The 14,549-nt window shown below is 60.6% G+C and carries 6 protein-coding genes; 1 reads left to right on the plus strand and 5 read right to left on the minus strand.

The window, feature by feature from the left end; all coding sequences use genetic code 11:
• The first annotated feature begins 285 nt into the window (after positions 1 to 285).
• Complete coding sequence (locus tag JNB91_RS05430) at positions 286 to 8,748, plus strand: glycoside hydrolase family 94 protein (protein ID WP_220324499.1); 8,463 nt, start codon at positions 286 to 288, stop codon at positions 8,746 to 8,748.
• A 625-nt stretch (positions 8,749 to 9,373) separates the two neighbouring features.
• Here JNB91_RS05430 and JNB91_RS05435 read toward each other — a convergent pair.
• The 5 genes from JNB91_RS05435 to JNB91_RS05455 form a co-directional block, all read right to left on the minus strand.
• Complete coding sequence (locus tag JNB91_RS05435; RefSeq protein ID WP_220324500.1) at positions 9,374 to 9,511, minus strand: hypothetical protein; 138 nt, start codon at positions 9,509 to 9,511, stop codon at positions 9,374 to 9,376.
• Positions 9,512 to 9,703: 192 nt separating this feature from the next.
• On the minus strand, positions 9,704 to 10,678 hold the full coding sequence (locus JNB91_RS05440) for a threonine ammonia-lyase (RefSeq protein WP_220324501.1): 975 nt from the start codon (positions 10,676 to 10,678) through the stop codon (positions 9,704 to 9,706).
• A 120-nt stretch (positions 10,679 to 10,798) separates the two neighbouring features.
• On the minus strand, positions 10,799 to 11,611 hold the full coding sequence (locus JNB91_RS05445) for an endonuclease/exonuclease/phosphatase family protein (RefSeq protein WP_220324502.1): 813 nt from the start codon (positions 11,609 to 11,611) through the stop codon (positions 10,799 to 10,801).
• A 51-nt stretch (positions 11,612 to 11,662) separates the two neighbouring features.
• Positions 11,663 to 13,123 carry a phospholipase D-like domain-containing protein gene (locus JNB91_RS05450; RefSeq protein WP_220324503.1) on the minus strand — a complete coding sequence of 487 codons (1,461 nt, stop codon included), beginning with the start codon at positions 13,121 to 13,123 and terminating at the stop codon, positions 11,663 to 11,665.
• Between the two features lie 65 nt (positions 13,124 to 13,188).
• Positions 13,189 to 14,544, minus strand: coding sequence for an aspartate aminotransferase family protein (locus JNB91_RS05455; RefSeq protein ID WP_220324504.1), 1,356 nt, complete (start codon positions 14,542 to 14,544; stop codon positions 13,189 to 13,191).
• Between the last annotated feature and the right edge of the window lie 5 nt (positions 14,545 to 14,549).

Below are 14,549 nucleotides of genomic sequence, written 5' to 3' on the forward strand. Positions count from 1 at the left end.
AATCGAACGCTTGCCGGGTCCGCATTTTTCTCCCGGAATCCAATCGTTTGAATCCGTTCAGCCTTTATTCAGGCAGCCAAGGCTAATGGGGTAGATTGTGTCAATCCGAGCTGTGGCTGGCGATAATTGGTGTCTTTGATTTGCAATATTCAAGCCGGCCTCTATCTCCCTTCGCGCGGATTGCACCGGAGCCCGGCGCCATTTCCCAGATGGCGGCGTGACTTTCCGGCGTAGGCCCGAGAAATTTGGCCGATAAACCCCGATCTTTCATTCAGAAGCGTGTCCATGTCCCTTGATACTCCGAAGCCCGGTTCCTCGCGCGAAACAGACGTCAAGCAGATCGATCACAATGATTCGATCCGTGCGACCTACCTGACGATAGATGACCTGAGAGACTGCGGTGTCAGACTTGGCCGTGGTGAGGCGCAAGAGTTGCCTGGACTGATGTCCTTCGAGTTCTTCCAGCAGCATTCCGATAACGAGAAGGAAATCCTTCGCGTTTATCGCGCAGCGGCTCTCGATGTGGATGCGGGCGCTTCGATCACGCCGGCGGCCGAATGGCTGCTCGACAATTATTACATCGTAGAAGAGGCGATCCAGGAAGTCCGCCGCGACTTCCCGAAGAAGTTCTTCAAACAGCTGCCGACGCGCGTCATAGAGGGGCAGAAGATGCCGCGCGTTCTGGCGCTTGCATGGCTCTATGTCGCGCACACCCATTCGGGCGTGAACCGCGAGACGCTGGCCGCCATGGTCGAGGGTTTCCAGGAGAACGAACCGCTCGAAATCGGTGAACTCTGGGCGCTGCCGTCCTTCATCCGCTTCGTGCTGATCGAGAACCTGCGCCGTATCGCAACCCGCGTCGACCGTTCGCGCAACATGCGCAAGCGCGCCAATGACGTCGCCGACGAAATTATCCGCCTGAACGACGAAACCGAAAGCGCCAAGGTGCTGGCCGGCGTCGCGGATCTGGCGCGCGACAACACGTTTGCGGCGCAGTTCCTCTACCGCATGCGCAATGCCTCGCAGTCGACGACGTTTGCCACGCAGTGGATCGAAGAGCGACTGGCCGAAGCCGGCACCGATGTCGAGACCGTCACCCAGTCAGAGCAGAGCCGTCTCTCCTCCGGCAACGTGACGATGGGCAACATTATCAAGAGCCTGCGCCTGATCATCGATACGGAATGGAGCGTCTGGTTCGAGGACGTCTCGCAGATCGACAAGCTGTTCCGCGAGCATACCGATTACGAAGCGCTCGATTTCGGTTCGCGCAATGCCTATCGCAACCGCATCGAAAAGCTTGCACGGCTTTCCAAGCGCAGCGAGGCGGAAGTCACCCAGGCGGCGATCAAGCTTTCGCAGGATGCTGCCGAGAAAGACCCGGATGTGCGCGAGACCAATGTCGGCGCCTTCATCGTCGGCCGTCACCGCAAGGAGCTTGAAGCGGCCGTCGGTTACAATCCGCCGATCCTGCAGCGGGCGGTGCGCGCCTATCGCAAGCTGAACTGGCTGGCGATTGCGGCTCCGGTCATCCTGCTGACCGTTCTGGCGCTGGTGATTACCGGCCATTTCCTGGTCCAGGCCGCGATCCCGCTGATCGTCGTCTTCTTCCTCCTCCTGATGTTCGCGCTTCCGGCGTCCGAAGGTGCAACAGGCCTGTTCAATACGGTCGTCACCTATTTCGTCAAACCGGCGCGTCTCGTCGGTTACGAGTTCAAGGAAGGCATTCCGGAAGAGGCAAAGACGCTGGTCGTCGTGCCGTGCCTGATCACCGACCGCGATACGGTCGATGAACTGGTGCGCAATCTCGAAGTTCATTATCTCGCCAACCCGCAGGGCGAGATCTATTTCTCGCTGCTTTCCGACTGGCGTGACAGCAAGCTGGAGCAGACCGAGGCCGATCTCGAAATCCTCGATTACGCCAAGCGTGAAATCGCATCGCTGAATGCCCGCTACAAGGATGAGGTGCCGAGCGACCGCTTCTTCCTGCTGCACCGCCGCCGCCTGTTCAACCCGAACGAAGGCGTGTGGATGGGCTGGGAGCGCAAGCGCGGCAAGCTGCATGAGCTGAACCTGCTCCTGCGCGGCGACCGCGACACGACCTATCTTCAGGGCGCCAACACGGTTCCGGCGAATGTCCAGTATGTGATGACGCTTGATGCCGATACCCGCCTCATTCGCGATGCGGCGACAAAGCTTGTCGGCAAGATGCACCACCCGATCAACCGTCCGGTGCTCGACCCTGAGACCAATCAGGTCGTGCGTGGTTACGGTCTGATGCAGCCGCGCGTGACGCCGTCGCTGACGACAGGAACGGAAGCCTCTGTCTTCCAGCGCGTCTTCTCGGTCGGCCGTGGTCTCGACCCTTACGTCTTCGCCGTTTCCGACGTCTATCAGGACCTCACCGCCGAAGGTTCGTTCACCGGCAAGGGCCTTTATCACGTCGATGCTTTTGAAGCGTCGCTGAAGGGCCGGATCGAAGAAAACGCGGTTCTTTCGCACGACCTTCTCGAAGGCTCGTTCGCGCGTTGCGCTCTCGTCACCGACGTCGAGCTGGTCGAGGATTTCCCGACCCGTTACGAAGTGGAAGTGTCGCGCCAGCATCGCTGGGCCCGCGGCGACTGGCAGCTCATCCCTTATATCATCGATGCGAAGCGTGGCGTGACTGCGCTCGGCCGCTGGAAGATGCTGGATAACCTGCGCCGGTCGCTTACCCCGATCGCCTGGTTCTTCGCCTCCGTGCTCGGCTGGTATTTCATGGACCCGCTCGGCGCGCTGATCTGGCAGATCCTGTTGATCTTCTCGCTGTTCGTCGCCCCGACGATCTCGCTTCTGACCAACCTTCTGCCGCGTTCCAGCGACAATGTCGCGAAGGCGCATTTCTATTCGGTATGGTCTGATGTCCGTTCGACCAATGCGCAGGTAGCGCTTCGGATCGTCTTCATCGCCGATTCCGCCTGCATCATGACGGATGCGATCGGGCGTTCGCTCTATCGCCTTTTTGTTTCCCGCAAGCTGATGCTCGAATGGAAGACCGCCGCGTCGATCCAGTCGAATGCGCAGGGCAGCCCGACCGATTATTACCGCGCCATGTGGCATGCGCCGGCAATTGCCGTGCTCAGCATTCTTCTGGCCGCCATTCCGGGCGACAACGCCTTCCTCGTCGGCATTCCGTTCGCCATCCTGTGGATCTTCTCACCGCTCGTTGCCTGGTATGTCAGCCAGTCGGCCGAGACGGAAGACAAGCTGTTCGTGCCGGAAAACGTCTCGGTCGAGCTGCGTAAGATCGCTCGTCGCACCTGGCGTTATTTCGAAATGTTCGTGACGCCGGAGCACAGCTATCTGCCGCCGGACAACTATCAGGAAAAGCCGAACCCGTCGGTCGCCAAGCGGACTTCGCCGACCAATATCGGCGTCTATCTCCTGTCGACCATTTCGGCGCGTCATTTCGGCTGGATCAGCTTTGCCGAAACGGTCGAGCGGCTGGAACAGACGATCGCGACCGTCGAGAAGGCCGACAAGTTCCGCGGCCATATGTATAACTGGTATCACATCGACACGATGAAGCCGCTGATGCCGCGTTACGTGTCGTCGGTCGATAGCGGCAACTTCGCCGGTCACCTGATCGCCATTTCGTCGGCCTGCCGCATCTGGGCGGAAGCGCCGTCGGCGCATCTGCAGGGCAATCTCGATGGTTTGGGCGACGTCGCCGGAATTCTCGGCGAAACGCTGAAGGCGCTGCCCGACGATCGCAAGACGGTTCGCCCGCTGCGTCGCCGCCTCGAAGAGCGGATCAACGGCTTTGCCAATGCGCTGGCCGCCGTCAAGCGCGAGCACGAATTCGCCTCGATCCGCATCATCAACCTGTCGGTTCTCGCCCGCGAGATCCAGAAGCTGTCGCATAACCTGGACCACGAAGTTCGCTCTGCCCAGAGCGAAGAAGTGACCAAGTGGGCGGCCTCTCTGGTCACCACCTGCGAAGCGCATATTGCCGACTCGACATTCGACAACGCCAATGTCGAAGAGCTGCGGGATCGTCTGGCATCGCTTGCCGTGCGCGCCCGCAAGATCGCCTTTGCGATGGACTTCAAGTTCCTGTTCCGCAAGGATCGCCGCCTTCTGTCGATCGGCTACCGGGTCGAGAGCAATGAAGTCGACGAGGCCTGCTACGACCTTCTCGCCTCCGAAGCGCGCCTGACCAGCCTGTTCGGCATCGCCAAGGGCGACCTGCCCAACGAGCACTGGTACAAGCTCGGCCGCCATGTCGTGCCGATCGGTGCTCGTGGTGCGCTGGTGTCTTGGTCGGGCTCGATGTTCGAATACCTGATGCCGCCGCTCGTCATGCAGGAGCGTCAGGGCGGTATTCTCAACCAGACCAACAACCTGATCGTCAAGGAACAGATGAACCATGGCCGCCGTCTCGGCACGCCGTGGGGCATTTCGGAAGCCGCGTTCAATGCGCTCGACCATCAGATGCACTATCAGTACACCAATTTCGGTGTGCCGACGCTGGGCCTGAAGCGTGGTCTCGGCCAAAATGCCGTCATCGCGCCTTACGCGTCGATCCTTGCCAGCCAGTACGATCCGACGGCCGCCGTCGAAAACCTTGCCGAACTGCGCGATCTCGGTGCGCTCGGCATCTATGGTTACCACGATGCGGTCGATTTCACCCCGACCCGCGTGCCGGAAGGCAAGCGCTGCGCCGTCGTCTACAACTACTATGCCCACCACCATGGCATGTCGATCGCGGCTGTCGCCAACGTCGTCATGAACGGGTTGCTGCGCGAACTCTTCCATGCCGATCCGGTGATCGAAGCGGCCGAACTGCTGTTGCAGGAAAAGGCGCCGCGCGACATCCCTGTCATGAGCGCCAAGCACGAGGAAAAGCCGGGCACCGGCGGCGGCGAATTGCTGCGCCCGGAAATCCGCACGATCAACAGCCCGGCCACCAAGGACCGAGAACTGGTTCTGCTTTCCAACGGCCATTACTCGCTGATGATGACGGCGACCGGCTCTGGTTATTCCCGCTGGAACGGTCTTTCCGTTTCGCGCTGGAAGCCCGACCCGACGGAAGACCGCTGGGGCCAGTTCATCTTCCTGCGCGACACTGCAACCAACGACTGGTGGTCGACGACGACCGAGCCGCGTCGTGCGGAAGGCGAGCAGTCCAAGGCCGTGTTCGGCGATGAAAAGGCCGAGTTCCACAAAACGGTCGGCGACCTGACCAGCACGGTCGAGGTCATTGTCGGCACTGAACACGATGCCGAAGGCCGTCGCGTGACGCTGCTCAACATGGGCACCGAAGACCGCTTCATCGAAGTCACTTCCTATATGGAGCCGGTGATTGCCGGTGATGATGGCGATAACGGCCACCCGGTCTTTTCGCGCATGTTCATCAACACCGAGATCGGCAAGCGCGGCGACGTGATCCGCGCCTGGCGCAACAAGCGTGATCCGAGCGAACCGGACATGCTGGTGGCCCATCTCGCCGCCGACCACGCCGGAACGGATCGCCCGACGGAATATGAGACCGACCGCCGAAAATTCCTCGGCCGCGGCCGCACGCTGTCGGAGGCTGCCGCCTTCGATCCGGGCGCGTCGCTGTCGAACACGGACGGTTTCACGCTCGACCCGATCCTGTCGCTGCGCCGCAGCGTCCGGGTGCCGGCGGGCAAGAAGGTAAGCGTCGTGTTCTGGACCATCGCGGCACCGAAGCGCGAGGATCTCGACAAGGCGATCGAACATTACCGCCATGCGGAGAGCTTCCAGAGCGAGTTGACCCAGGCCTGGACCCGCACCCAGATGCAGATGCGCCATCTCGGCGTCACCTCGCAGGATGCTGCCGCATTCCAGCATCTGGCGCGTTATCTCGTCTATCCCGACATGCAGCTTCGCGCCGACCAGCAGACGCTGCAGGCCGGAATGCAGGCGCAGTCGGGCCTCTGGACCTCGTCCGTCTCGGGTGACCTGCCGATCTTCACCCTTCGGATCAATGACGAAGCCGACATGCCTGTCGCCAAGGAAGCGATCCTGGCGCAGCAATATCTGCGTTCGCGCGGCGTGCTCTCCGATCTCGTCATCTTCAACGAGCGGGCATCCGAAGACGCGCAGGACATGCAGCAATCGATCGAGCAGATGGCAACCCGCATGGGCCAGGAAGGCGGACGCCAGCATGTGTTCACCCTGCGTCGCGATCTTCTGGAAGGTGCAGGCGCCGAAGGCATGATCGCCGCTTCTCGCGTCGTCCTGCATGCCCGCAACGGCCAGTTCGGGGATCAGTTGAACCGCACAAGCACGATCTTCGCGCCGTCGACGGAACAGCAGATCGAAGCCGATCGCCGTCCGCTTCTGAACGGCGAGATCTTTGCCGCTCCCGAAGTGCTGCCGAAGGAACCGACGGATCTCGAATTCTGGAACGGTATCGGCGGCTTCTCGGAAGAGGGCAACGAGTATGTGGTGCGCCTTAATGGCGGCCAGTCGACGCCGCATCCGTGGATCAACATCATCTCCAACGATACGTTCGGCTTCCACGTTTCGGCGGAAGGCGCCGGCTTCTCCTGGGCGGAAAACTCCCGCGATTACCAGCTGACGCCGTGGACCAACGACCTCGTCATCAATCGGCCGGGCGAAGGTTTCTACGTGTCCGACACGGCAACGAACAAGGTCTATACTCCGTTTGCCGCACTCTCGCGTCGTTCGGAAGTCCAGTTCGAAGCCCGCCATGGCCTCGGTTATTCGGTCTTCTCATCCGAAGAGGACGGCCTGAAGCTGGAACTGACGCAGACCGTCGACCGGACGCGTCATGCCAAGTTCTCGCATATCAAGCTGAAAAACTCCGGCTCGGAAACGAAGAAGCTGAAGCTTTACGGCTACGTCGAATGGCTGCTCGGTTCGAACTCTGCAAAGACCGTGCCCTTCATCCTGCCTTCGCGAGACGAAGCGACGGGCACGCTGTTTGCCACCAATGCGTTCAGCATCAATTTCAGCCGCTTCGCTTTCCTCGGCATGGCTGAAATGCCGACCGGCTTCACGGCGAGCCGCCGTGAATTCATCGGCCGCTTCGGTTCGGTACAGATGCCGGCGGCCGTGATGGGTGCGTCTTCGCTCAGCGGTTCGCTCGATCTCGACGGCGATCCGTGTGCTGCACTCGCCTACGACGTGGAGCTTGCTCCGGGCCAGGAAACCGAAGTCACCTTCTTCCTCGGCGATGCCGCGACGAAGGAGGAGGCGGTTGCACTCTCCGCCGAGCTCAAGACCGTCAGGTTCGACGGCGCGCTGGCGGCAAACCGCGGCTTCTGGAACGAGTTCACCGGACGTCTGAAAATCTCGACGCCGGACAAGTCGCTCAACAACATGGTCAATCACTGGCTGCCCTATCAGGCGCTCGGTTGCCGCATCATGGCCCGTACCGCCTTCTATCAGGCCTCGGGTGCATTCGGCTTCCGCGACCAGTTGCAGGATACGCTGGCCTTCCTCGTGCACGAGCCGTCGCTGGCCCGTCGTCAGATCATCAATGCCGCCTCGCGCCAGTTCAAGGAAGGCGACGTGATGCACTGGTGGCTGCCGCATAACGGCTCCGGCGTGCGCACGACGATCTCCGACGATGTTGTCTGGCTCGCCTATGGGATCAACCAGTATGTCTCGGTCACCGGTGACCAGACCATTCTGGACGAGCAACTGCCGTTCCTCTCCGGCCCGATCCTCGAAAAGACGAAGCACGATGCCTTCATCCAGCCCGAGGTGACGAACGAGATCGCCGATCTTTACGAGCATGCGGCGCGTGCGCTCGATCTCGCGATTGATCGCACCGGGGACCTTGGCTTGCCGCTGATACTCGGCGGGGACTGGAACGACGGCATGAGCCGTGTCGGCGTCAATGGCCGCGGCATGAGCGTCTGGCTCGGCTGGTTCCTGGCAGCTGCGTTGCGTGACTTCATTCCTTATGCGGAAGCACGCAAGGACAAGAAACGCGTCGACCGTTGGAAGAAGCATATCGACACGCTGAAGGATGCGCTCGAAACCGACGGCTGGGACGGTGCCTATTACCGTCGCGGTTACTTCGACGACGGCACGCCGCTCGGCTCTGCCAAGAGCGACGAATGCCGCATCGACAGCCTCGGCCAGTCGTGGAGCGTATTGTCCGGCGAAGGCCGGATGGACCGGCGCGACCAGGCGATGGATGCGGTGATGAAGGAACTGGTGGACGAGCAAGCGGGCGTCATTCGCCTGTTCACACCTCCGTTCGAGAAAACCCGCCAGGATCCGGGCTATATCAAGGCCTATCCGCCGGGCGTGCGTGAAAACGGCGGCCAGTATACCCATGGGGCTATCTGGGTCGTGATGGCGCTGGCGCAGATGAAGCGCGGGGACGATGCTTGGAAGTGCTTCCAGATCCTGAACCCGATCAACCACGCGCTGACCCGCGAGGCGGCCGAAACCTATCGCGTCGAGCCTTACGTCGTTGCCGCTGATGTCTATGGCGCCGGTGACTACCAGAGCCGCGGCGGCTGGACCTGGTATACGGGTTCTGCGGGCTGGCTCTATCGCGCGGCGATCGAAGGTATTCTCGGCATCAAGCGCAATGGCGATCGACTGACCGTCGATCCGTCGCTGCCGACCGGCTGGGATGGTTTCGAGGCCGAACTGACGATCGACGGCAAGGCTCATGTGATCAAGGTCGCGGGCGGAACGGTCACCGTCGACGGCAAGAAGGCCGGCAAGGATGGCGGGTTCAAGCTGTCGTCTAAATAAGGCCTGCGTTTCGACTATCATTTGATATGGCATCGCCCCGGAGACCGGAATGGTTTTCGGGGCGATGCTTTTCTAGATGGGCATGATCGCAAACTCCCTTGGAAAAGAAGGGCAGCACAGGTGACCGCAACGGGAGATCCCGTCACGGCCGGCTCATTGGGAGAGGCGGGCAGTGCGATAGTGGGTGGTATGGGTGTCAGGCATTCTGCCCGCCCGATCGTTTGGCGTTCCGAAGGTTGGCGGATGTGGCGCATTCCGCTTTTGCCTTCCGGTGGAGGTTTTGCCCTGACGGCATCACTTCCCGCATGACGACCATAATCTCGCGCCGGATCTTGCTCCGTAGGCGTCCGGTTCGCGACCCGGCCCCATGCTCGATGACGGGATCAGGTTACGGCGAAACATCGAGGCGTGGATGATAGGGGAAGGTGTTTTCGGCAAAGACTTGATCGCAAAGAGCGATTTTTGCAGCAATTGCTATTTTCATCCCCGGCGCCAATAGGTTCGCGGGGAAGAATACAGGCCTGCCGAAATACTCCTGCTTTGTACGGAGCTTCGGATACCGCCGCGGCTACTTGCAGCCTGATTGTCATCCCAGGCAGAGCCCCGGGATGACAAGAGGAATGTCTTAGAAAATTCCGAGTGTAACCGCGCCGACGAAGGCGAAAGCCGCCACGGCGAGTGCCAGATGCGTAACAGTCTGCCAACTGCCGTGAACCGTGTGGCGGTGGGAAAGCGATCGTGTCTGAACAGTCGAATGCCGCATGATCTTCCTCCAGCTTTTCTTAAGCCACCATTCTCCGGGTGATGACTGATGCTACCTTATCCCTATCAACTTGGTAGAGATAAAGTTCCAAGCAGAACGAGCGGATTGGAAAATCCTTTTCCGTTAATGCCTGTATTGTGGCGTTAACGGTTTATTATGCCCCACGGTTCCCGACTGCGCCTTTTTGTCGCCTCAATCCGGGTTCCGCTCCAGCGCCATGCGAAAGATGTCGCCATCGACATTGCCGCCCGAGCAGACCGCAATCACGGTGTCACCAAGCGCCTCACCGTGGAAAAGCGCTGCCGCAAGCGCCACGGCACCACCCGGCTCGACGACGATCTTCAACCGGCTGAAGGCAAGCGCCATCGCCTTCAATGCCTCGGCTTCAGTGACGACAAGCCCTGCGCCGCAAAGTTTTGACATGATCGGGAAAGTGATGTTTCCCGGCTGCGGCGTGATGATCGCATCGCAAAGCGAACCTGATTGCCTGGCGTTCTTCTCTATCGTGCCGGATGCCAGCGAACGCGTGACGTCATCGAACCCTTCCGGCTCGCAAGGGTGGACGATAAAGCCGGGCGCCTTGGCCGCAAGCGCCAGAGACACGCCGGAAATAAAACCGCCGCCGCCTGTGGGCACGAGAACATCGGCCTTTTCGATCCCCAATTCAGCCGCCTGTTCGGCGATTTCGAGACCCGCCGTTCCCTGCCCCGCGATCACCAGCGGTTCATCGAACGGCCGGACCAGCGTCAGGTCGCGCTCGGCCGAAAGCCGTGCGCCGATCGCATCGCGATCATCGGTCGCGCGATCGAAAAGCACCACTTCAGCGCCATAGGCACGGGTATTCTCGATCTTGATGCGCGGTGCATCGGACGGCATGATGATGACCGCCGGAATGCCATGCAGCTTTGCGGCAAGCGCCACGCCCTGCGCATGATTGCCGGAAGAAAATGCGATCACGCCCTTCGCACGAACCTCCGGCGCAAGCCCCGAAATTGCCGACCATGCACCGCGAAACTTGAACGAGCCCGTATGCTGCAGGCATTCGGGTTTGACGAAAATCCGGCGTCCGGCGATCTTGTCGAGGAAGGGCGAGGAAAGCAGGGGCGTGCGACGGGCATGGCCGTCGAGACGGGCTCGGGCGGCTTCGATCATGGCAATATCGGTCATGGAAATCCTTGCTCGGAAAGGCTGCGGTAGGTGAATGACAAAAGCCTATTATCGGCTCGGACCCGCGTAAAGCGAAGGTCGCCGGGAAGATTGTCACCCAGTCAATTCAGCAAGCCAATTTCAACGTGCAAGCCTCGCACCGATCTTCACCACTGCCTTGATCGGCAGATGGTCCGATGCCCGCCGGGAAAGCGGCGTATCATGGGTTTCGACACGATCGATCAAGCCCGGCCGGTTGGCCATGATACGGTCCAGCGCCAGCACCGGCAGTCGTGATGGAAAACTCGGCACGGCCGATGGCAGGCCGAATACCGTTGCCAGCGTGTTGAGCGACGAACGATCGCCAAGCCGCCATTCGTTGAGATCGCCCATCAGCACGGTCGGGTGCTCTTCGCGGGCGCGGAGAATATCGAGGATCATTCGCGCCTGCTGCTGGCGGGACCGGTTGAGCAGGCCGAGATGCGCGGCAATCACCCGAAACGTATTTCCGCCTGCAAGGTCGAGTTCCGCCATCAGCGCGCCGCGCGGCTCCAGCCCCGGCAACTTCACCTGGTGCACATCCCGCACCACGCCTTCGCGGAAAAACACGACATTGCCGTGCCAGCCATGCGCACGGGCAACACCGGAGACCGGCACCGGGAAAAGCCCCGTTTCCCGCTCCATCCAGGCAAGATCGAGAAGCCCGCGGCGTTCACCGAAGCGCGTATCCGCCTCCTGCAGCGCAATGATATCGGCGCCGATCTCGCGGATCACCTGGGCGATCCGGCCCGGATCGAACCTGCCGTCAACCCCGACGCATTTGTGCACGTTATAGGATGCGACGAGCAGGCCGGTTGCCGGATCATGGGCGGAATGCATGCCGTTTCCGCGCGTCTTGTGGGCGCGGATCGACGCTATGATGCTGGCCGGCAGGGTTGTACGTTTCTCATGCATCGTCGTCGTTCTTCAGTTTACACCGACGCAGATCACGCCGACCGGTAGAAATCACAGATAGGGTGACCCCAACCAGAGCACCCGTTCAAGCAGACGTTTTGCAAATGGTCGTGAACGAAGACCATGCAGCGTCACCTCTTCCGCAGAGGAAATAGCCAGATCGATCCTTCGTTCCAAGGCTTGCGCAAATCCGCGATCGAAAACTTCAAGATCGACTTCGAAATTCAGCCGCAGCGACCGCGGGTCGATATTCGAGGATCCGACATAGGCCCAGCAGCCATCGATCGCCATCAACTTGGAATGATTGAACGGCCCCGTTGCCCGCCAGATACGGCAGTAGTTTTTCAGCATCTGGTCGAATTGCGCCGTCATGGCGAGATCGACGAGTTTCAGGTTGTTGGCGCTCGGCACGACGATATCGACCACCACGCCGCGCCGCGCCGCCGTGATCAGTGCCGTAATCAGTTCCCGGTCGGGCAGGAAATAGGGAGAGACGATCTTGATCGAGGACCGGGCGATGGAAAAAGCACCCATCAGCATCTTCTGGTTCGTCTCGACGCTGCGATCCGGACCGGAAGAGACGGTACGCATTATCGTTGGCGAACCGGGCTCAGCATCGGGGGTCGGCACCTTCCAGGCCTCGCCCTCCAGTTTCTCGCCTGTCGAGAATTCCCAGTCCGCCGCCGAAATCGCCAATAGATCGGCGACGACCGGGCCGGTTACCCTGAAATGCGTGTCGGCGGCGGATTTTTCACCGCTGAATTCGCAGGAGAACCCTTCGCGGATATTCATGCCGCCGGTAAAGGCTGTTCTGCCATCGATAACCATGATCTTGCGGTGAGTGCGCAGGTTCGCATAGGGCAGGCGCAGGCCGGTAATGACATTGCCGTTGAACACATCGACGGTGACGCCGCCCTCACGCAGCATGCCGAGCACGCTAGGCACCGAATACCGCGCACCGACCGCATCGATCAGCACCCGGACCTCGACGCCGCGCCGCGCCGCCGCACTCAACGCCTCGATGAACCGCGCGCCGATCCGGTCCCTGTCGAAAATATAGGTTTCAAGCAGGATGGAACGGCTCGCCCGCCCTATCTCCTCGATCATCGCGCCATAGGCGGCATCGCCATTGTCGAAAGCCGAAATCGCATTGCCGGTCGTCAGATGATGCCGGGTGACACGATCACCGAGCGTCTTCATCGCCCGGAACCGGTAGCCGAAATCCTCGATCACCTGATCGTCGGTCGCATCATAGGAAGCGAAATCGAAACGCTCGGCTCCTTGCAACAGCGAGCGACGATCACCGATGACATTGCGACGGATCCGATTGACGCCGGCGATCATATAGAATGCGGCGCCGACGATGGGCGACAGCAGGATCACGCCGACCCAGCCGACCGCTGAGCGGACCTCCTCCTTGGTCATGGTCGCATGAATGGCCGCAGACGCGCCGGCCACCACCGAGATAATGAACAGGATGTGCGGCCAATAGGCGTCGAAAAGCGAGATCATGGCGTCCAATATAGGGACGCCATGAAGCTAGGCAATGCGGCCAGACAATTGGAGAAATCAGCGGCTTACGCCGAAAGCTCCCTAGCGAACGTTTCAAGCCCGCGCTCCACCTTGTCGAACATGTCGTCGACCTGCTCGTCGGTGATGATCATCGGCGGGCAAAACGCGATCGAATCGCCGATCGCGCGGCTGATGACGCCCTCGTCCATCAGATATCCGAACAGTTTCGGCCCGAGCTGTCCGGCGGCAAAGCCTTCGCGCGGCGCAAGCTCGAAAGCGCCGATCAGGCCGACGCCGCGGTGTTCGATGACCAAAGGATGGTCAGCGATCGACTTCAACCGCGCCAGGAATTTCGGGCTGAGCGACCTGACATTGCCGACAAGATCGCGTTCCTCGATGATTTTGATGTTTTCCAGCGCAACGGCAGCGGCAACCGGATGGCCGGCAGCGGTGACGCCATGGCCGAATGTGCCGATCTTCGCCGATTCATCCGCCAGCGGCTGATAGACATTCTCATTGATCAAAAGCGCCGAGATTGGCTGATAGGAAGACGAGATCTGCTTCGACAATGTCATCATGTCGGGCTGCAGCGCATAGGTCGTCGTGCCGAACATCTCGCCCGTGCGACCGAAACCGCAGATCACTTCGTCGGCGATGAACAGGACATCGTATTTTTTCAGAACCTTCTGGATCGCTTCCCAGTAACCGGTCGGCGGCACGATGACGCCGCCCGCCCCCATCACCGGCTCGCCGATAAAGGCGGCAACCGTATCGGGACCTTCCTTGAGGATCAGGTCCTCCAGATCCTTGGCGCAACGCTCGACGAACTGCGCCTCGGTCTCACCCTCGGTCTTGAAGGCGCGGTAATGCGGGCAGCTCGTGTGCAGCACGCGCGCGATCGGCAGGTCGAAGGAGCGGTGATTGTTCGGCAGGCCGGTCAGGCTGGCCGAGGCGATGGTGACGCCATGATAGCCCTTGGTGCGGGAAATGATCTTCTTCTTGTCCGGCTTTCCGAGCGCATTCGATCGGTACCAGACGATCTTCATCGCCGTATCATTGGCTTCCGAACCCGAATTGGTGAAATAGGCTTTCGACATCGGCACCGGCGCGATCTCGATAAGCTTTTCGGCAAGCTCGACGGAAGGGCTGTGCGTGCGCGCTGTGAACGTGTGGTAGTAAGGCAGCTTGGCCATCTGCTTTGTGGCAGCCTCGACCAGACGGCTTTCACCGAAACCGACGCCGACGCTCCAGAGCCCCGCCATGCCCTCGATATATTGCTTGCCGGCATTATCGTAGACATGGATGCCTTCGCCGCGCTCGATCACCAGCGCGCCGTCGCGCTCCAGCGCCCGTGCGTTCGTGTAGGAATGCAGATGGTAGGCCTTGTCACGGGCCTCGATGGAATTGGGCTGGATCGTCACGGGCT

It is taken from the genome of Aliirhizobium wenxiniae (genome assembly GCF_019511445.1).
GTDB classification, from domain to species: domain Bacteria; phylum Pseudomonadota; class Alphaproteobacteria; order Rhizobiales; family Rhizobiaceae; genus Neorhizobium; species Neorhizobium wenxiniae_A.